The 19055-nt window shown below is 59.2% G+C and carries 21 protein-coding genes and 1 tRNA gene; 16 read left to right on the forward strand and 6 right to left on the reverse strand.

Going from position 1 to position 19055, the window contains the following annotated elements:
- Positions 1 to 158 precede the first annotated feature (158 nt).
- The 3 genes from TRM7615_RS17080 (at position 159) to TRM7615_RS17090 (ending at position 2088) form a co-directional block, all read left to right on the forward strand.
- The gene (locus TRM7615_RS17080; protein ID WP_108789729.1) at positions 159 to 602 is read left to right on the forward strand and encodes an SRPBCC family protein; all 444 of its coding nucleotides are present in this window, start codon (positions 159 to 161) and stop codon (positions 600 to 602) included.
- The gene (locus tag TRM7615_RS17085; RefSeq protein WP_108789731.1) at positions 595 to 1296 is read left to right on the forward strand and encodes a maleate cis-trans isomerase family protein; all 702 of its coding nucleotides are present in this window, start codon (positions 595 to 597) and stop codon (positions 1294 to 1296) included. Before TRM7615_RS17080 ends, TRM7615_RS17085 begins: the two co-directional genes overlap by 8 nt.
- Positions 1297 to 1734: 438 nt before the next feature.
- On the forward strand, positions 1735 to 2088 hold the full coding sequence (locus TRM7615_RS17090) for a hypothetical protein (RefSeq protein ID WP_125133704.1): 354 nt from the start codon (positions 1735 to 1737) through the stop codon (positions 2086 to 2088).
- Between the two features lie 548 nt (positions 2089 to 2636).
- On the opposite strand, the gene TRM7615_RS17095 is transcribed toward TRM7615_RS17090, so the two are convergent.
- Positions 2637 to 2712 (reverse strand) — tRNA-Ala (locus TRM7615_RS17095).
- A gap of 160 nt (positions 2713 to 2872) precedes the next feature.
- Positions 2873 to 3199 carry a TIGR02300 family protein gene (locus TRM7615_RS17100; protein WP_108789735.1) on the reverse strand — a complete coding sequence of 109 codons (327 nt, stop codon included), beginning with the start codon at positions 3197 to 3199 and terminating at the stop codon, positions 2873 to 2875.
- A 97-nt stretch (positions 3200 to 3296) separates the two neighbouring features.
- Between TRM7615_RS17100 and TRM7615_RS17105 the strand changes: the two genes are divergently transcribed.
- The 6 genes from TRM7615_RS17105 to TRM7615_RS17130 all read left to right on the forward strand — a co-directional run bounded on the left by TRM7615_RS17105 (position 3297) and on the right by TRM7615_RS17130 (position 8488).
- A complete protein-coding gene (locus TRM7615_RS17105; RefSeq protein WP_108790072.1) occupies positions 3297 to 3983 on the forward strand; it encodes a M48 family metallopeptidase in 687 nt (228 codons plus the stop codon).
- Positions 3984 to 4019: 36 nt separating this feature from the next.
- Positions 4020 to 4664 carry a GntR family transcriptional regulator gene (locus TRM7615_RS17110; protein ID WP_370739827.1) on the forward strand — a complete coding sequence of 215 codons (645 nt, stop codon included), beginning with the start codon at positions 4020 to 4022 and terminating at the stop codon, positions 4662 to 4664.
- Between the two features lie 73 nt (positions 4665 to 4737).
- The gene (locus TRM7615_RS17115; protein ID WP_108789739.1) at positions 4738 to 5751 is read left to right on the forward strand and encodes an ABC transporter substrate-binding protein; all 1014 of its coding nucleotides are present in this window, start codon (positions 4738 to 4740) and stop codon (positions 5749 to 5751) included.
- Between the two features lie 7 nt (positions 5752 to 5758).
- A complete protein-coding gene (locus TRM7615_RS17120) occupies positions 5759 to 6526 on the forward strand; it encodes an ABC transporter ATP-binding protein (RefSeq protein ID WP_108789741.1) in 768 nt (255 codons plus the stop codon).
- A complete protein-coding gene (locus TRM7615_RS17125; RefSeq protein WP_108789743.1) occupies positions 6519 to 7307 on the forward strand; it encodes an ABC transporter permease in 789 nt (262 codons plus the stop codon). The genes TRM7615_RS17120 and TRM7615_RS17125 overlap by 8 nt, the downstream gene beginning before the upstream one ends.
- Positions 7308 to 7348: 41 nt before the next feature.
- A complete protein-coding gene (locus tag TRM7615_RS17130) occupies positions 7349 to 8488 on the forward strand; it encodes a lytic murein transglycosylase (RefSeq protein WP_108790074.1) in 1140 nt (379 codons plus the stop codon).
- Between the two features lie 310 nt (positions 8489 to 8798).
- Here TRM7615_RS17130 and TRM7615_RS17135 read toward each other — a convergent pair whose 3' ends face one another.
- Positions 8799 to 9761 carry an acetyl-CoA carboxylase carboxyltransferase subunit alpha gene (locus TRM7615_RS17135; RefSeq protein ID WP_108789745.1) on the reverse strand — a complete coding sequence of 321 codons (963 nt, stop codon included), beginning with the start codon at positions 9759 to 9761 and terminating at the stop codon, positions 8799 to 8801.
- Positions 9762 to 9886: 125 nt separating this feature from the next.
- Between TRM7615_RS17135 and TRM7615_RS17140 the strand changes: the two genes are divergently transcribed.
- Positions 9887 to 10720 carry an AraC family transcriptional regulator gene (locus tag TRM7615_RS17140; protein WP_108789747.1) on the forward strand — a complete coding sequence of 278 codons (834 nt, stop codon included), beginning with the start codon at positions 9887 to 9889 and terminating at the stop codon, positions 10718 to 10720.
- 6 nt (positions 10721 to 10726) lie between these two features.
- On the opposite strand, the gene TRM7615_RS17145 is transcribed toward TRM7615_RS17140, so the two are convergent.
- Positions 10727 to 11320 carry a LysE family translocator gene (locus TRM7615_RS17145; RefSeq protein WP_108789749.1) on the reverse strand — a complete coding sequence of 198 codons (594 nt, stop codon included), beginning with the start codon at positions 11318 to 11320 and terminating at the stop codon, positions 10727 to 10729.
- A gap of 73 nt (positions 11321 to 11393) precedes the next feature.
- On the opposite strand from TRM7615_RS17145, the gene TRM7615_RS17150 reads away from it, so the two are divergent.
- Together TRM7615_RS17150 and TRM7615_RS17155 are read left to right on the forward strand one after the other, a co-directional pair.
- The gene (locus TRM7615_RS17150; RefSeq protein WP_108790076.1) at positions 11394 to 11846 is read left to right on the forward strand and encodes an Lrp/AsnC family transcriptional regulator; all 453 of its coding nucleotides are present in this window, start codon (positions 11394 to 11396) and stop codon (positions 11844 to 11846) included.
- Between the two features lie 147 nt (positions 11847 to 11993).
- Positions 11994 to 12575, forward strand: coding sequence for a PA14 domain-containing protein (locus tag TRM7615_RS17155; RefSeq protein ID WP_108789751.1), 582 nt, complete (start codon positions 11994 to 11996; stop codon positions 12573 to 12575).
- A gap of 72 nt (positions 12576 to 12647) precedes the next feature.
- Here TRM7615_RS17155 and TRM7615_RS17160 read toward each other — a convergent pair whose 3' ends face one another.
- Positions 12648 to 13259 (reverse strand): hypothetical protein, encoded by a 612-nt coding sequence (locus TRM7615_RS17160; protein ID WP_108789753.1) that lies wholly within the window; start codon positions 13257 to 13259, stop codon positions 12648 to 12650.
- Between the two features lie 307 nt (positions 13260 to 13566).
- On the opposite strand from TRM7615_RS17160, the gene TRM7615_RS17165 reads away from it, so the two are divergent.
- A complete protein-coding gene (locus TRM7615_RS17165; RefSeq protein ID WP_165821462.1) occupies positions 13567 to 14736 on the forward strand; it encodes an iron-containing alcohol dehydrogenase in 1170 nt (389 codons plus the stop codon).
- Positions 14737 to 14807: 71 nt separating this feature from the next.
- Here the strand turns inward: TRM7615_RS17165 and TRM7615_RS17170 are convergent, their stop codons facing one another.
- Positions 14808 to 15767 carry an L-malyl-CoA/beta-methylmalyl-CoA lyase gene (locus TRM7615_RS17170; protein ID WP_108789757.1) on the reverse strand — a complete coding sequence of 320 codons (960 nt, stop codon included), beginning with the start codon at positions 15765 to 15767 and terminating at the stop codon, positions 14808 to 14810.
- A gap of 301 nt (positions 15768 to 16068) precedes the next feature.
- On the opposite strand from TRM7615_RS17170, the gene dgcN reads away from it, so the two are divergent.
- From dgcN to TRM7615_RS17185, 3 genes are all read left to right on the forward strand, one after another.
- Complete coding sequence (gene dgcN / locus TRM7615_RS17175) at positions 16069 to 17070, forward strand: N-acetyltransferase DgcN (protein WP_108789759.1); 1002 nt, start codon at positions 16069 to 16071, stop codon at positions 17068 to 17070.
- Positions 17071 to 17145: 75 nt separating this feature from the next.
- Positions 17146 to 18111 (forward strand): N-acetyl-D-Glu racemase DgcA, encoded by a 966-nt coding sequence (dgcA, locus tag TRM7615_RS17180; protein ID WP_108790078.1) that lies wholly within the window; start codon positions 17146 to 17148, stop codon positions 18109 to 18111.
- Positions 18112 to 18121: 10 nt separating this feature from the next.
- A complete protein-coding gene (locus TRM7615_RS17185; RefSeq protein ID WP_108789761.1) occupies positions 18122 to 18982 on the forward strand; it encodes a D-amino-acid transaminase in 861 nt (286 codons plus the stop codon).
- The last annotated feature ends 73 nt before the right edge of the window (positions 18983 to 19055 follow it).

Raw genomic sequence — 19055 nt, forward strand, 5'->3', positions numbered from 1 at the left:
CCGTGCCAATGCCTGCTCCGATCTTGCTGCTTCCCCTCAGGCAACGCGCTGAATGAGACAGTTGCTTTCGAAAAAACGACATGATGAAGTCGGTTTTTGCGGGCCTATGGCTCAAGACCGGGATTTAACATTGGATCAACCCAAAGGAGCAGTGACCTATGCACGTGTACCGAAGCATGATCCTGAATGCGCCGATTGATGCGGTCTGGTCCGCTGTTCGCGCGTTCGATGGTGTCGATCAGTGGAATCCCGGCGTGGCCGCGGCCCGAATGGAAACAGGCTCGGCCACAGCTGTGGGCAGCATTCGGCACCTCGATATCGTGGATGGGGCCGTGTTCCGCGAGACCCTGCTTGAACTGTCGGATGTGGAGCATTTCTACACCTACGACATCATCGACAGCCCGCTGCCGGTGCAGAACTATGTCTCGACCCATCGGTTCATCCCGATCACTCATACCAATCAAACGCTTGGCGTCTGGGAGAGCCGGTTCGACTGCGCAAGGGATCTGGAGCGTGACATGGAAACGATTGTCGGTGACCAGATTTACATCGGTGGAATGACCGGCCTGAACACCCACCTGACCGGAGAAAACCATGGCTGACACTCTTGCCCCCCGCGCCATCATAGGCGTCATGACCCCTGCCATGAACACCGTTGTTCAGCCCGAGTTGGAGCTGTTGCGGCCCGGCGGCGTGACCAACCAGATGCAACGGTTTCGTTTGGGCGGGGATGCCGTTTCCGACGACCTGATCGAAGAGGCGCTCAAGCTGATGGACTGCAATCCGGCGGCTTTGTGCATCGGGCTGACCACGGACGCAGGCCCCGGCGGTGTCGATCGGCTCGCGCGGCGCTGTGCCGAGTTGGAAGACGCGGTGGGGGTGCCGGTCCTGAATGCCTCTGCCGCTGACCACGCAGCCCTGCGCGCATTTGGGGCCAAACGAGTTGCGGTTGTGACACCCTTCAACGCAGAGATTGACCAACATGTGAAGGCCAATACTGAAGAAGCGGGATTTGAGGTGGTTGCCATCGAAGGTACTTGCGCGCCGTCTCTGCCCGAGATTTGCGAAACATCCCTTGATGACATTCGCGCGGTGTTTGCCAGGGTGGCGAACTCTGACTGTGATGCCATTTTGCAGGTCGGAACGGCGTTGCCCGTGGTCTCGTTGATTGAGGAGCTAGAGGCGGAACACGGCAAGCCTATCGTGGCCTGCAATGCAGCTGTCTATTGGCAAACGCTGCGGGCAATCGGGCTGAGCGATGAGGTCAATGGGTTCGGTCGGCTGTTCACCCTGTGATCATAAGGTTTCGCAGCCTGCGTCCAACTTGATCTGACATTCACCACAATAACGCGTGTCTTGAGATATTGATGATCTGATACGAAGTGGCATGTGGTCTGCCCATCGGTTGCCTGTAAACCCGTTTGTTTTCAGCCATCCGAAGGATGTTCAAGCCAGACTCACGTTCTTAGAGGATCTTTGGAAGTTGGATGCCACCAGCAAAGATCCGATCAGAATGTTCCACATGGACCTGTCTTCACGGAATTGAAGCCACGCATTCATCTAGTGTTCCAGGTCACACGCAATTTGACAGACGTGGGCGCAGTCGTGGCGGGACCGCAGCGGCAATCACCCTTCAGGTGCGCGGCGAAGTGAACGGCATCGTCGAACGTACAGCTATGGGCCATGCGCCTTCTCGTGGGACGCTCCCAATTGTCATGCTATGAAACACGTAAAGTGAAAGAAATACCCATGAAATCTCTAGTAAAATTGCTTCTCGTATCGCTTGGTTTGCTCTTTGCCGCGGCTTGTCAGACAACGTCACCAAACCCGATCGATGGCATTGTTGACCTCCAAGAGATCGAGGTTGAAATCCTCGCTGTGAAACCGGAAAAAGACGGTAACACTCTGGTTGTTCGTGATGACAGCGGAAACACCTACAATGCCGTGATTTCAATTCCCAATCTGGGGCCCGAATCCGACTTTGATTTTGATCATCTAAAGGTTGGCAACAGAATGATCGTCACAGGTGAAACCTGGTCACTCGCTGGCGATCCACAGCTAACCATCCGCGACGCCAAAGCCGTCTGAAACTATTCGGGTGCTTGATATGAAAAATGCATTGCTGATTGTTGGCGTGTTGTGTGTCGCGGTGTGCCAAACGGGTTTTGGCCGCGCGGCATCTAACTCGGATGTCGCTCATGCAGACGCAAGCTGCCAGGTGGAAAGGGGAAGGTTGATGTAAGCGAAAGCTGACCCTGCCTGCCCTGGATGCCGGGCAGAGCTGCGTCGACAACAGCCAGTGCAAAGGCTTGTGCAGGCAAATGGCCAGTGCTCAACTCATGAAGACAGCTTTGGTTGTAACGATGACCCAAATGACGGAAATCCAGCAACGATCTGCATTGGCTGAGGAAACCAATGGTATGGAGATGCCGAACTTGATGTGTTGTGCAGTTTTGATCGGAACCATGGCATCGCTGGCTTGATATCTTAAGCAAGCTCAGCTTCGGGCGACGGGGCCGCGCGTGGCGCTTTTGTCGCCAGGTTCCCGGTACCATCTGAGCAAGTTCAACTTACTTGGCCATAAGGGGCAAAGTGCTTGCCACAGGCAAGTCAAGTTTCTCGAGAATCCAGGGAAATGGTGGAGCCTAGGGGAGTCGAACCCCTGACCTCTTGCATGCCATGCAAGCGCTCTCCCAACTGAGCTAAGGCCCCATGCTACCGCTGCTGCGGTGGACGGACGTTTATGAAAGGACAGGCAGGAGCGCAAGTCAAAAAACGTCGATTGTCCGAAAAATTTTGTCGGTTTGGCGGGCGTTGCCAGCACGCCTCGACACAAAAGAAAAGGCCGGGAAAAACCCGGCCCTTCAGTCAATCACGAGTCTTCGTCTTCGGATGAAACGTCGGCGATTTCGTCCAAGGATACGTTGTCCTCGTCGTCATCGTCGTCCAGAACATCATCGCCCAGATCGACATCGACATCGTCGTCATCATCCAGAACGACGTCTTCCGTGTCCATCGACTGTTTGTTCTTCAGGGTTGCCGCATCTTCGGCATCCGCTGCGATCATCCGGCTTTTACCGGTGTCCAGTTCCACGATGTCGCCCGTGTAGGGGCTGACAATCGGATCTTTATTCAGGTCATAAAATCGTTTGCCGGTGGTTGGGCAAACGCGTTTTACGCCCCATTCTTCCTTGGGCATGTGAAATCCCCTTGATATCAGGTGAGTCGTCGACGATTCAGGTCAGGTGCCACATGACGTGGGCACTGTCAAAGCCTTTGAGCAAATGGGAGGCCGCATGGCTGATCACCACCTGCCCGGACATCCGCCCGTACCACTGACGGTGCGCCGGTCGGCGCGTGCCCGCAGGATCAGTCTGCGGATCTCGCAACTGGACGGTCGCGTGACGCTGACCATGCCCAATGGCGTGCCTGAGCGGCATGCATTGGAGTTTGCGGCAGAGAAAGAGGACTGGATCAGATCCCATCTCGAGGCTCGACAATCGAACGAAAGTGTCAACATCGGATCGACCATCCCCGTCGAAGGAGTTGAGCTTCGCGTGGAGGTGGGAACCGGACGCAACGTGGCCGTGAAAGCCGATGTGGTATTGGTGCCGGTCAACTCCGCGCCGCGCCGCTTGGAACGGTTTCTCAAGGAGTTGGCCCGTGATCGACTGGCCGATGCCTCGGATTTCTACAGCGCCCGTCTGGGGCGGTCCTATTCGCGCATATCGATCCGCGATACCCGCTCTCGCTGGGGGTCTTGTTCTGCGCAAGGTGGCTTGATGTATTCTTGGCGGTTGATCTTGGCCCCCCCGCCTGTTTTGCGATATGTGGCCGCGCATGAGGTTGCCCATCTGAATGAGATGAACCATTCGCAGGCGTTTTGGGATCTGGTTGAGGATATTCACGGTCCCTATTTTCAGCAACGGCAATGGTTGCGGGATGAGGGGGCGTCACTTCACCGATATCGGTTCGATGGTTGACCCGTTTTCATTTTGTGATCACATATGGGGATCATGATGAACGCCCGCTCGACCGAACAGACCGCTTCCGCCCACGACCGAGTGTATCGCATATTGCGAACCCGGATCATGCACGGAGAGATTGGACCGGGGCAGGCGATGACCCTTCGTGGCATCGGAACTGAGTTCGAGGTGTCGATGACGCCCGCACGAGAGGCCGTGCGCCGACTGGTGGCTGAGGGTGCATTGTTTTTGTCGGCCTCAGGTAGGGTGTCGACGCCGGAACTGACCAATGATCGGATTGAAGAGCTGGCGGCCTTGCGCGCCTTGCTTGAGGTTGAGCTGGCCAGTCGCGCCCTGCCTCGTGCCCATATTGCGTTGATCGACCGACTGCAGACCATCAACATGAACGTCGCGGAGATGGTCACCAAGCGAGACGCGGTGGGATACATTCGCGCGAACTTGGAATTTCACCGTACGCTCTATTTGCGGGCGCAAGCTCCGGCGATGTTGGCCATGGCCGAAACCGTTTGGCTGCAGCTGGGGCCAACGATGCGCGCGCTTTATGGTCGATTGCGCCGGACAGATCCGCCACAGGGTCACAAGCTGATCATTGCTGCGCTCAAGGCCGGCGATGAACCGGGGCTGCGCCTGGCCGTGCGCTCGGACGTGACGCAAGGCTTGCGTTTGCTGGTGACATGAGACGCGTTTGCGGGATTGCGCCCAGATTTCATAAAGTCTTAAAGTGAGACGGAATTTTTAGGGGAGAGTGATCATGACCAATTTTTCACGCCGTGGAGCCATGGGCCTTTTGGGTGGCGCCGCCACCTTGCCGATGCTGGGCACACCGGCACTGGCCAACACCAAGATGACCGTTGGCGCGCTGCGTTTCACCAGCCACGCGGCGTCTTTTGTGGCCTTCGAGCGCGGCTATTTCGCGGATGAAGGGCTGGATGTCGAGTTCAAGTTCTTTCAGGCGGCTCAGCCTATGGCGGTCGCAATTGCCTCGGGCGATGCAGATTACGCCGTGACCGCGATCTCGGGCGGATTGGTCAGCCTTGCTGAAAAGGGCGCGGCCAAGGTGATCGGCGGCGCGCTGAGCGAGGAAAAGGGCATCGACGGGCAAAAGATCCTGGCGTCCAATGCGGCCTATGAGGCTGGCCTGACCAGCCCGGCAGCTTTGGGTGGCAAGAACTATGCCGTCACTCAGGCGGGATCATCCTTCCACTACATGGGGTCCAAGATTTCCGCCGCCGAAGGTGTTTCCGTCAAATTCAAACCGCTGCAAAAGGTGGGTGCCATCATCGGCGCGATGAAATCGGGGCAGGTCGACGCCTGGTCGATCGTGCCGCATATCGCCAAGGGGCTGGCTGGAGCCGGTGCGGTCAAGATCATCGGTAACGTGGCCGACTACATCCCGAACTATCAGGTCACCACGGTCTTTACCTCGGCCAACAACGCTGAAAACGAGCGCGGCCAGACCGAGGGCTTCTTGCGGGCGTTTTCGCGCGGCGCGGATGATTTCAACGCCGCTTTGGTTGACAAAACGGCGGGGGATCAGGCCGCGACAGATATGGTCAAGCTGATCCACAAATACGTTTATGCGGATCGCCCGTTCGAAAAGGCGGAGAAGTCCATTCGCAACGGGGCGATGCGGATCAATCAGAACGCAGGCCTGAACATGTCGAGCGTGCAGGACCAGTTGGATTGGTTCAAATCTGAAGGTCTCATCAAGGACAGCATCACTTCGGAAACGCTGGTCGATTCATCCTACGCGCCGACCATCTGACGCAAAAATGGACCTGACCCTGGATCAACTGACGCACCGCTATGGCGACATGCTGGTGCTGGATGACGTGTCGTTGCGCATTCCTGCGGGCGAGATCCTGTGCGTGATCGGCCCGTCCGGATGCGGCAAATCCACTTTGCTGCGGATGCTCGGCGGGTTGGAGCAGCCGGACCAGGGGCAGGTTTTGCAAGGGGGAGAGGCGCCCGAGGGGTGCCTCAACCCGTTGACCTTCGTGTTTCAGGACTTTGCGCTGCTGCCGTGGCGAACGGTGGCGGGAAACATCTCGCTCGTGCTCGAGGATCATGGCTTGCCCAAAGCTCAGGTCGATCAGATCATCGACAGCGTTCTGGCCCGCACCAAGCTGAGCGATTTTCGCGACGCACTGCCCCGGCAACTGTCGGGCGGGATGAAACAGCGGGTTGCGATTGCGCGCGCTTTGGCCGTCAACCCGGCGGTGATGCTGCTGGATGAGCCGCTGTCGGCACTTGATGCGCAGACGCGTGAGTTGCTGATGGAGGATCTGGTGAGTCTTTGGGCCCGCCAACCGTTTACGGCCGTCTACGTGACCCACAATCTTTCTGAGGCGGTGCGCCTTGGCCACCAGATCGCGGTTCTGTCCCGGCGCCCTGGCCGCATTCGCGAGGTGATCCGGATTGACGTGCCACTGTCCGAGCGCACGCCGGGCCTGCCTGAGTTGGGCGCGCTGCAAACGCGCCTGTGGCATCTGATGCGGGACGAGGCTTTGGCCGCGGATCAGGAGTTGGTGCATGGCTGAGCAGAGCGTCCCCTTTCGTGGCGGCGGCTTTCGCCCGCAAACCAAACGCGGCGTGGGCGTGGTGGTTTTCGTTGTTCTGCTGCTCTTTGTCGAATGGGGCACGCGGGAGGGGTGGATTTCGAACCTGACCCTGCCGCGCCCGTCGGATGTTGGTGCAACGCTTCTGGATTTGGCTCAATCTGGCGTGCTCTGGACGCATCTGGGGCCGTCGCTGACCCGGTTGATCGTGGGGTCTCTGCTGGGCGTCTCGGCAGGTATCGGCATCGGCGTGCTGATCGGGTTGTTTTCCTATGTCCGCGCCGGGTTGGTGCCGGTTGTGGCCGCGATTTTCCCGATCCCCAAGATCGCTCTGTTACCGCTCTTTGTGATCTGGTTCGGTATTGATGAGGGATCAAAATATGCACTCATCGCATTGGGAACATTCACCCCCACAATTGTCGCCACCTACGGCGCAGTCGACAACGTGGACCGCGGGTTGATCCGCATGGGGCAGAGCTTTGGTCTCAGTTGGTTGTCGATCGTGCGTAAAATCGTCCTGCCGGGTGCGTTGCCCGGAATTCTGTCCGGCCTCCGAGTAAGCCTGGCCATCGGGATTATCCTGCTGGTCGCGGCCGAGATGTTAGGGGCTGAATATGGGGTAGGGGCTTACATCCTGCAGGCTGGATCACTCTATGATCTTGAGCGGCTTTTTGCCGGTGTGGTCATTCTGTCGGCCTTGGGGGTCCTTACCAGCTGGATCATCGGGAAATTCGAGAAACGCCTGCTGGCTTGGCGCGCCTGATCGCGGTATCCTGCCTGCAAAACAATGAGCAGGTATTTGTCATGATGGATCGCAGGTTTTTCTCGCTTGGTGTCGGGGCTTTGGTGTTGTCGGCCTGTGGGTCGAACAACGTGGCGGCACCCGCTGCCAAGCCCCGGGTGCAATCGGTGCCGAACGCAGGCTGGGACGCCTGGGTTGACGGGTTCAAGGCACGAGCCTCGGGGCAGGGGATTTCCCAGTCCACCATCAACACCGCCTTTCGCGGGGCGGGCTATCTGCCCATCGTGATCGAGCGCGATCGCAACCAGACCGAATTCAAACGCACGCTTGAGGATTACCTCGCCATTGCTGCTTCGGACGAGCGGATCGCGACCGGCAAGCAGATGCTTGGGCGTTACAGTTCGTTGTTGTCCCAGTTGGAGGCACGCTATGGCGTGCCGCCGCAGATCGTGTTGGCGATCTGGGGGCTGGAGAGCCGTTACGGCGCGCGCCGCGGGGATATCCCGGTAATCTCGGCCCTGTCGACCCTGGCTTATGACGGGCGTCGTGGTGCTTTCTTTGAGAAGCAACTGGTGGCAGCGCTGAAGATCTTGCAAAACGGCGATACGACGCCCGCCAACATGACCGGTAGTTGGGCCGGCGCAATGGGTCATACGCAGTTCATCCCGACATCATATCTGGCCTATGCGGTGGATTTCACCGGCGATGGCCGTCGTGACATCTGGTCGGACGATCCCACTGATGCCTTGGCCTCGGCCGCCGCCTATTTGCAGCGCTCGGGCTGGGTGCGCGGGCAGACCTGGGGCGGAGAGGTCGGTTCGGCTGCCGCCCGGTCGGCTACGCCGGTTTCTGTGATTCAGCCCCAGAAACCGGGGCCGCAGTTTGCAGTGTTCAAGAACTTCTCGGTCATCAAACGCTATAACAACTCGGACAGCTATGCGCTTGGGGTTGGCCATCTGGCGGATCGGATCGCGGGTGGCGGGCCACTCAAGACGCCATTTGGACCGGATGTAAACGGGCTAACACTGAACGATCGCAAGGAGCTGCAAACGCGGCTGACCAAGGCCGGGTATGATACTGGCGGCGCAGATGGGGTGATCGGATCCAAGAGCAAGGCCGCGATCAGCAGCTATCAAGGTGCCAATGGGCTGACGGTGACGGGTGAACCGTCCGTTGCGTTGTTGCAGCGTTTGCGCGGGTAAAAGCCGTTCGTGGAACGGTGTTTTTCGGGGGGCGGGGGGCTCCCGCACCCGAGCGATCCCGACTTCGGCGGCACCGCTAACGGCCTTGGCGTAGCGCCGCGCTGTGCGCGGTGCGGTTGCGCGCGTTTCATGCGGATTGGAACCATCGGCGGCTTGGGCGAAGCCAGAGCTGTTGTTCGGTGTGGTATGCATAAGCACCGACTGACGAGCGAAGCGAGGCGCGGCCCAAGGCCCGCCAGCGTCTCCTGCGGCAGCAGGGGGCAGCGCGGGCGCGGGAGCCCCCCGAGCCACCACGCCGAACGTTAGGTGGTTACGCCGCGAGCCCTTTGGACCCCATGTCGAGGAACTTCTTGCGGCGGTCCGCCACCAGGGCATCGCCCTCCATGTCCTTGAGCTCGCCCAGCATCGCTTCGATCATGTGACCGACCGATGCAACAGCCGCCTCGCGGTCACGGTGCGCGCCGCCCCTGGGTTCAACAATGACCCGATCTGCAACACCCAGCTTGTGCAGGTCCTGCGCCGTCAGTCGCAGGGCCTCGGCTGCTTCGCGCATCTTTTCCGCGTCTTTCCACAGGATCGAGGCGCAGCCTTCGGGCGAGATGACGGAATAGACCGAATGCTCCAGCATCGCCACGCGGTTGGCCGTGGCAAAAGCTACTGCGCCGCCCGAGCCGCCTTCGCCGATGATGACCGACACCAACGGCACACCGATTTTGAGGCACATCTCGGTCGAGCGCGCGATCGCCTCTGATTGGCCGCGTTCTTCGGCACCCTTACCGGGGTAGGCGCCGGGCGTGTCCACCAATGTGATCACCGGCAGGCCAAAGCGGCCGGCCATTTCCATCAGCCGGATCGCCTTGCGATAGCCTTCGGGGCGGGCCATACCAAAGTTGCGTTCGATCCGCGATTTGGTGTCGTTGCCCTTTTCATGGCCGATCACAACCACGGGCTGATCGTTGAACCGGGCCAGTCCCCCCATCACCGAATGGTCATCGGCAAAGTTCCGGTCGCCGGCCAGCGGCGTGTATTCCGTGAACAGCGCATCGATGTAGTCTTTGCAGTGCGGACGCTCAGGGTGGCGCGCCACCTGGCATTTCCGCCAGGGCGTCAGGTCCTTGTACAGCTCTTCGAGCAGCGAGGCAGCCTTGGCATCCAGTGCGGCGGCCTCTTCGGCAACGTCCATCTCTTCGTTGGCGCGGGCGAGGGCGCGCAGCTCCTCGGCTTTGCCTTCGATTTCGGCCAGCGGTTTTTCGAAATCCAGATACTGGGTCATGACGCCTCTCAACGCGGAATTTGCTGGATATATGACGTCAGGTTGCCGCAGATGCAACTCAGCAAGATTTGTGATCTGCGATTGTGGCATTGATTGGGATGCGAAACAGACCAATGAGGGCCCTCATGATAGGCCGATATGAAGACCGCCTGTTGCGGGTTCTAAGCTACATTCACGACAATCCGGCGGGTGATTTGTCACTGGACCGGCTGGCGGATGAGGCCGCGATGTCGCGGTTTCACTGGCATCGGGTGTTCCGGGCGATGACTGGCGAGACCTGCGCCCAAGCGGTGCGCCGGATGCGAATGAACCGGGCCGCAAGCTGGCTGATACAGACGGATTGGCCTGTCGATCAGGTGGCTGCGCGCTGCGGGTACCCCAACAGTGCCAGCTTTGCCCGCGCCTTTGCCGAGGATTTCGGTCAGCGCCCTGGTCCGTTTCGCCAAGCAGGGCGCTTGCGCCCGCCATTGTTGAAACCAGATCCAGAGGATTATCCGATGCACCCCACTGAAATTCGAACCGAACCCAGACGTCGACTGGCCATGCTGAGACACACAGGGGCCTATTACACCATTGGTCAGAGCTTTGAGAAATTTGGCGCGATCTGCGAGGCGCGCGGGCTCTGGCCACAAGTCGGCCCCGTTATTGGTGTCTATCTGGACAATCCCGAAGTGGTGCCTGAAGCCGAATTGACCAGCCTGGCCGGGGCCGAATGGCGTGGCAACGGAATCCCCGAGGGACTAGAGGAATGGTCCATCGACGGCGGCAAAACCGCTGTCATGACCTACAAGGGGCCATATTCGGGACTGGCAGCAGCTTATCAGACCCTGTTCGGTCAATGGCTGCCCGAAAGCGGCGAAGAACCTGCTGACGCGCCGTGCTATGAGATCAGCCTGAACAACCCGCGGACAACAGCACCTGAGGATTTGCTGACCGAGATATGTCTGCCGCTCAAATAGTGCGGTTCAGGGAAACAAAACCGGATAGAGCGAGGCCACCAGCAGCAGGGCCATGGTCCAGTTGAACAAGATCAAACGGCGCGGGTTTGTCAGAATCCGCGCCATTTGTTGCCCCAACACGGTCCACGTGCTTACCGAGGGCAGGTTGACTGCGCCAAAGACCAGGGCAACGATCACCACAGCTCCCAAATTTTGGCTGGGCGTATAGGCGGTGATCGCGGTCAGGGCCATAGTCCAGGCTTTTGGATTGACCCATTGGAACGCGGCGGCCTGTAGAAATGTCATCGGTGTTCCGGCGTCTTCTTGCCCTTTGACCGGGGCGGCGTTCGCAATTTTCCAAGCCAGATAGAGAAGATAGGCCACCGAAACGACCTTTAGTATCTGATAGCTGACGGGGACTGCGTCGAACACCTGCACCAAACCCGCGCCCACAAGAAGAACCATGAACGTGAACCCCAGCCCAATGCCCAGCATATGCGGGATTGTACGCCGGAATCCAAAATTTGCGCCGGATGCCATCAGCATCAGATTATTGGGTCCCGGCGTGATCGAGGACACAAAAGCAAAGGCAACAAGTGCAAGGAGCAGTTCATGGGTCATGACGCGCAGATTCGCGGATTTTGGGCCAAATGAAATTGCGTTTTGTGCTGACTTTGTGCAATTTGCACAACAAATGGCGAAGATAGATAAGATAAATCAATATATATTGCGAGAGCTGTCACGCGATGGGCGCATGTCTAATCTAGAGCTGGCGGATCGGGTTGGCTTGTCGCCGTCGGCCTGCCTGCGTCGTGTGCAAGAGTTGGAACGCTCTGGCGTGATCGCGGGCTATCGCGCGGTGTTGAACCCGGCGGCCCTTGGCGTTGGAATTGTGGCCTACATTGGGGTTGGCCTTGGAGAGCACAGTAAGGCGGCGCAAGAGGGGTTTGAAAACGCCTTGCAACAGGTGCCCGAGGTTGTGGAATGCCACAACACCACCGGCACCATCGAATACCTGCTGCGCGTCGAATGCGCCGATTTGCCCGCTTACAAGATGTTTCACACAGAAGTTCTGGGCATGCTGCCGCATGTAACGTCGATCACGTCTTATGTTGTCTTGGGTTCGCCAAAGGATTTGCGCGCCTGAGTACCGGATACCCCAGAGGGGGAAATTGTGAACACGCCAACCCTTGCCGCAATGCGGATTGCCGCCTAGGCTCAGCCCAGCTTGTAGCATTTTCGTTGCAAAAGATCGGCAAAAGCCGACGGCGACGTCCTCAACAGGGAGACCAATATGAGATCCATTCTGATCGCAGCTGCCGCCACGCTGTCGTTCGTGATCGCGACAGCAGCCGGAGCCGCGCCTTTGAAACTGAAACCGGCCAGCCCACAGCCCGGTGGGGTGAAACCCGGGTTGTCGGTGACCTATGGGTTCGCCAAGGAAGGTCGGCACATCAAATACCTGTCCGAGGCCCGCTCGGTCCTGAAATCAGGAGCAAAGCGCGGCGCGCCGCTGCGGGGTCTGGACTATCGCGACAACAACAAGGGTGATCCGACCCTGACCTCGGGTCGGGCCGAGAACGTGGCGGCCGCGATCAAAGGCTACATTCGCTTTGAAGCGCCCGGAGTTTATCAGATAGACTTTTTCACCAACGACGGTATCGATGCCCGCATCGGCGGTCAGCGCGTGGGCCATTTCGACGGGCGTCAGACTTGCGACAGCACCATCGTGTCCGAAGTCGAAGTGCCAAAGGCCGGTTGGTACAAGCTGGATATCCTCTACTTCAACCGTCTCAACACCTCGTGTCTGATGATGCGGATGGGGGCCAAGGGCAAAAAGATGCAGTGGGTCAAGAACGGCGTTTTCGGTCACTGATCCCAACGCGAAAGATTATTAGGGCAGGGCCTTCAAGCCCTGCCTTTTTCTTTGGAACCCATCGGAACGATGCTACAAACCCAATCCACGCCTGAGCGCCAACTCGGGGGATGACAACACAGGGATTGCTGTTGTCACATGCTGCGCCGCCTGCGCCATCGAGGCCTGCGCCAGAACAACGGCGGTTGTATCCGGCCAAAGACGCACCGCGTTATCGATGTGATCGGCGATTCCCTTTGAGAATTGGTCAACCTGTCCGCTGGTGAACAGTTCCCACAGCGTCATCAGGGGGAGCGTTCTGATCGTTGCGGGTTGTCTGCGTTCCTGGAACGCCGATTTGAGCAGGTCGCTGGATGGGATCAATGTGCTTTGCAGGCAATAGGCCATCAACACCGGCCCACCGGTTGCGGCCGCCATTTCCATCATTGGACGATCAACGCGGATTGCTCCGGCTTGCGTGGCAACGTCAGCGATGGTGGTGCAGGTGCATAGTGCATTTGACGCATCGGCGATCTCGGTCTGAATCTCGTTGGACAGTTCGACATCAATCCCACCTTGGGCCCGATCCAGCCAGTCGGGCCGCACCACATGGATTAGTCTGGCCGTAGGAGCAATGCGCTGGGCCAATTTATCAAATGTGGCACGGTGAACCTCGGCGGTGTGAAACAGGGTCAGGTCGGTCATGATGTGCGCGTCGGGTTGATGAAGGAGAACGGTTGGAAACAGTCGTGCCCCAATTCCATTTGGATTTCCAGCCCACGCCTGTCGTGATGTGCATTAGGGCGAGGTAGGCCTTTATGGTGTGGTCTGAACCAAGCAAAGGCAATGTCACAAGCAGTTTGACGGCGGCAACAGGTCTCATGACCCGACGTTCAGTGTGTATCTGCGACAGAGGGGGTCGTTCACAGGACGTTCGGTCGAGTCAGAATCCGTTTAGTTAATGGGTAAATCCGCTGATACAAAAGGCGTGCACCTGAATTGGGAGAGTACAGTGCAAGCATTCAATATGGGCCGGGTTCCTCCGGTAACTTTTGGGGCCGGGCGTATCCGGAAAGTCGGCGATATCGTGGCGGGGCTGGGTGGTGGTCCGGTCTTGGTCATTGCAGACGCGATTCTGGCAGAGCTGGGTGTGACCGACACTCTAGCCGAAAGCCTGACTGCCAAAGGTGTGTCCTTTGAGTTGGCCGCTGATATTGCCGGAGAGCCGAAGCAGGCGCTGGTCGACGCGCTGTGTGCACGGGCCCGCGAAGCCCAGGCCAAGGTCGTGATCGGTCTGGGTGGCGGTGCCGCGATGGATGCGGCGAAATTGGTTGCCGCGATTGCCAAAAGTGGCCAGCCTGCTCAGACCTTTGACTTGGCGGCACAGCCGCTGCCGGACACCGGCTTGCCATCCATTGCTATCCCCACAACTGCAGGCACCGGGTCCGAGGTCACGCGGACCTCGGTGATTTCGCGAGCGGATGGCTCCAAGGGGTGGTTCTGGGGAGAGGAACTGATGTTCCATCAGGCAGTGCTGGATCCCGAACTGACGCTCAGCCTGCCACCACATCTGACGGCCTGGACCGGAATTGATGCGGTGGCCCATGCGCTAGAGGGTTCCACCGCCCGCACCACCAGCCTTGCGGGGCTGATGTACGGGCTAGAGGCTTTGCGCATCATGAGCGATGCCCTGCCACGGGCTGTGGCGGATGGATCCGACATCGAGGCGCGGGGACAAGTGTTGTGGGGCAGCATGGTTGCTGGATTGTCCCTGCACAATTGCAACACGCACATGGGGCACAACATCAGCCATTCGCTTGGCTCGCTTTCGCGGGTCCACCACGGGCTGGCCACTGGATTGGGGCTGGAGGTTAGCATGCCCTGGTTGGTGGAGCGCCCTGAGGGGGCCGAGAATTATGCCCGTGCGGCTGAGGCTCTGGGTGCGGCGGCTGAAGCGCGGGCTTTGCCCGGGGCCTTGTCCAACCTGATGCGGGCCTGTGGCATCCCGGCTGCGCTACCCGCAGAATGCGCGGACGTGAGCGTTTCGGCCTTGGCCGCAGAAATGCGTAACCCGGCCAATCACGGGATGGCGAAAAATGCGGCTTGCCCTATCAGCGATGAGGAACTGGACGAGATCGCCGGGATGATGATGGCGCTGCCGGTGGCAAAGTCCGCCGCCTGATCCATTGCAGAAACGAAAAAGGGCCTCAGGCGCGATGTGCCTGAGGCCCTTTCGTCTTTTGGTCGCCGGATTTAGCCCGCTGCGATCAGCTCGGCCTGTGCCACGATCACTTCGGCCTGTTTGATCGACGCGATGTCGACAAGGCGGCCCTTGTAGACGGTTGCGCCTTCGCCGTTGGCCTTGGCCTGTTCCATGGCGGCCAGGATCTCGCGGGCTTCGGTGACGGCCTCTTCCGATGGAGTGAAGACCTCGTTCGCCAGCGCGATCTGCTTGGGGTGGATGGCCCATTTGCCAACCATGCCCAAAGTGGCTGAGCGTTTGGCCTGTGCGATGTAGCCTTCGTCGTCCGAGAAGTCGCCGAACGGGCCGTCGACCGGCAGGATGCCGTGCGTGCGGCAGGCGGCGACGATGGCGGCCTGGGCCCAATGCCACGGGTCCGACCAGTGCTTCACACCTTCGCGCAGCATGTAGTAGTTTTCCTGCGTGCCGCCGATGCCGGTGGTCTGCATGCCCATTGAGGCTGCAAAGTCAGCCGCGCCAAGGCTCATGGCCTGCATGCGGGGGGATGAGGCCGCGATCGCTTCGACATGTGCGATGCCAGCAGCAGATTCGATGATCACCTCAAAGCTCACAGGCTTGGTGCGGCCCTTGGCGCGTTCGATCGCGGTGACCAGGGCGTCCACGGCATAGACATCTTCGGCACAACCCACTTTGGGGATCATGATCTGGTCGATGCGGTCACCGGCCTGCTCCAGCAGGTCAACCACGTCGCGGTACCAATAGGGCGTGTCCAGGCCGTTGATGCGGACGGACATGTATTTGTTGCCCCAATCCACGGTGTTGAGTGCTTCGATCACATTGGCGCGGGCGACGTCCTTGTCCGAGGGGGCCACCGAATCCTCGAGGTCGAGGTTGATCACATCCGCAGCCGATGCGGCCATTTTCGGGAACAGTTTGGTGTTGGAGCCCGGGCCGAACAACTGGCAGCGATTGGGTCGCGCGGGGGCGGCGGGCTGAATGCGGAAGCTCATGTGATCTCCTGTCGCGAGGGTAAGGATATTTCGATTTTCTTGAGAAATGGGGTATTAAATTGCGCAGCTTAGCGCAAGGCTCTTTGTGCAGATGCAGCATTGCCTGTGCAGCATCTTCGACATGAGTGTTCAATAAGCTGCACAAAGTTTAATCGAAGTGAAAACTTGGAATATTTTTGCGCTGACCTGTCATTTGGCGCAAGATTATCCCTTTGATGGTTTTCAAATTCGTCATAACGCGAAGTGCTCGTGAGATCGCCTCATTAGCATACGCCAGAATCAAGAATGGGAGTGCACCGCAATGATCGAGACACCGTATTTGCTGTTTTTGGGCGATGCGCCCGACCAACTCGCGGCCAAAGTTGCCATAGGCATCAAGGATTGGCGCCCTGAGAACGCCGTGGGTCAGTTCCGGATGGACGGCTGCAAGGCCGATCTTGGCCTGAAGGACATGGACCTGACCGAGGCCAAGGCCGCTGGTGCCAAGACACTGGTCATTGGTGTGGCCAACCGGGGTGGCGTGATCAGCCAAGCCTGGAAAAAAGTTCTGGTTATGGCGCTGGAAGAGGGCTTTGACCTGGCGTCGGGCCTGCACAACCTGCTGCGTGACGAGCCCGATCTTGTTGCCGTGGCCGAAGCCACTGGTCGCAAACTGCACGACGTGCGTGTGCCAGAGGTTGAGTATCCGATCGCGAATGGCGTCAAGCGTAAGGGCAAGCGCGTTCTGGCTGTGGGCACCGATTGCTCGGTCGGCAAGATGTACACTGCTCTGTGTATGGACGCCGAAATGCGCAAGCGCGGCATGAAGTCGACCTTCCGCGCCACTGGCCAGACCGGCATTCTGGTGACCGGTGATGGTGTGCCGCTCGATGCCGTGATCGCCGACTTCATGGCGGGTTCGGTCGAATGGCTGACCCCGGACAACGACGAAGACCACTGGGACCACATCGAAGGTCAGGGCAGCCTGTTCCACGTGTCCTATTCGGGCGTGACCATGGCCCTGATCCACGGCGGCCAGCCTGATGCTCTGGTTCTGGCACACGAGCCGACCCGCGAACACATGCGCGGTCTGCCCGATTATCAGCAGCCGTCGTTGCCTGAATTGCGTGACATGGCACTGGCGCTTGGCAAAGTTGCCAACCCGGCCTGCCAGGTCGTAGGCATTTCGGTGAACACACAGCACATGCCCGAGGATGAGGCCAAGGCCTATCTGGCCGAGCTGGAGGCCGACATGGGCCTGCCCGCCACCGACCCGTTCCGCTTTGGCGCGGAAAAGCTGGTGGATGCGCTGGCGGCAATCTGATCTAAGCGTGCCGCCGGAGGAGGAGTTGATCCGCCTCCGGCGGCCGTATTTTGAACGAGAAGAAGGATGGGGCGCGTGCAGATAGAAGTCACCCGTGATGTGTTCAAACTGGCGCAGGTGTTCACCATCTCGCGCGGATCGCGGACCGAGGCCCATGTGCTGACGGTGCGGATCACCGATGGCGAACACCAGGGCGTCGGCGAATGTGTGCCCTATGCCCGCTACAACGAAACGCTGGAGTCGGTCGAAGCCGAAATCCGCGGCCTACCCGAGACATTCGACCGCGAAAGGCTGATGGATCTGCTGCCCGCAGGGGCTGCGCGCAACGCGGTTGATTGCGCTTTGTGGGACCTGGAAGCCAAACGTGCAGGCAAACGCGCGTGGGAATTGGCGGGGCTTGAAGCTCCGGGTGCTGAGATCACCGCTTATACGCTGTCGCTGGCCTCGCCTGAGGAGATGCGAAAGCAGGCCGAAGAAAACGCGTACCGCCCGCTGCTCAAGATCAAGCTGGGTACGGCAGATGACATGCCGCGTCTGGAAGCAGTTCGCGCAGGCGCGCCGAACTCCAAGATCATCGTGGACGCCAACGAAGGCTGGTCGGCCGAGGTTTATGCCGATCTGGCACCGCATCTGGTGCGCCTTGGCGTGGCTCTGGTCGAGCAGCCGTTGCCTGCCGGTGAAGATGACGCGCTGATCGGGATGGATCGCCCGGTGCCAGTTTGTGCTGATGAAAGCTGCCATGACCGCACCAGCCTGCCCAAACTCAAGGGCAAGTATGATGTGGTCAACATCAAGCTGGACAAGACCGGTGGCCTGACCGAGGCGCTTAAGCTGCGCGATGCGGCCCTGGCCGAAGGGTACGAAGTCATGGTTGGCTGTATGGTTGGCAGCTCGCTGGCGATGGCCCCTGCGACACTGGTGGCACAGGGAGCGGTTGTGACCGACCTTGACGGCCCGCTCTTGTTGGCCGAAGACCGCGACACACCGCTGAATTTTGACGACGCCGGAGTGCACCCGCCCGAAGCGGCGCTCTGGGGCTGAGGAGACAAACATGACCCGTACTGTTTATGTAAATGGCGAATACCTGCCCGAGACCGAGGCGAAGGTGTCGATTTTTGACCGCGGTTTCCTGATGGCGGATGCCGTTTACGAGGTGACCAGCGTCCTGGGCGGCAAGCTGATTGATTTCGAAGGCCACGCCGTGCGTTTGAAACGCTCGCTGGACGAGTTGCAGATGGCCGAGCCTTGCACCAAGGACGAGCTGCTCGAGATCCACCGCAAGCTGGTGGAACTGAACGACATCAACGAAGGTCTGGTCTATCTGCAAGTCACTCGCGGCAGCGATGGCGACCGTGACTTTGTGTTCCCTTCAGCGGACACCAAGCCGACCATCGTGCTGTTCACCCAGAACAAACCTGGTCTGGCCGACAGCCCGGCAGCAAAAAAGGGTGCCAAGATCATCTCGATCGAAGATATCCGCTGGGGCCGTCGTGATATCAAGACAGTGCAGCTACTCTATCCTTCGATGGGCAAGATGATGGCCAAGGCCGCTGGTTGTGATGATGCATGGCTGATCGAAGATGGCCATGTGACCGAAGGCACCTCGAACAACGCCTATTTCGTCAAGGACGGCAAGATCGTGACCCGCCCTCTGTCGACCGACATCCTGCACGGTATCACTCGCAAGGCGGTTCTGCGCATGGCGGCTGAGGCCCAGATGGAAGTCGAAGAGCGTTTGTTCACTATCGACGAGGCAAAGGAGGCGGATGAAGCCTTCACCACTTCCGCCTCGGCCTTTGTGATGCCGGTGGTTGAAATCGACGGTGTTCAGTTGGGTGACGGCACCCCGGGTCCAATCGCCAAGCGCCTGCGCGAGATCTATCTGGACGAAAGCCTCAAGGCCGCGATCTGAGGCCAGAACACGACGCGTCTCTGACGAGAACGGAACAGTTTGCAATCCTCCCTTGGGCCAGCCTGACCTGAGG

The sequence above is a fragment of the Falsiruegeria mediterranea M17 genome, from assembly GCF_900302455.1.
GTDB lineage: Bacteria > Pseudomonadota > Alphaproteobacteria > Rhodobacterales > Rhodobacteraceae > Falsiruegeria > Falsiruegeria mediterranea.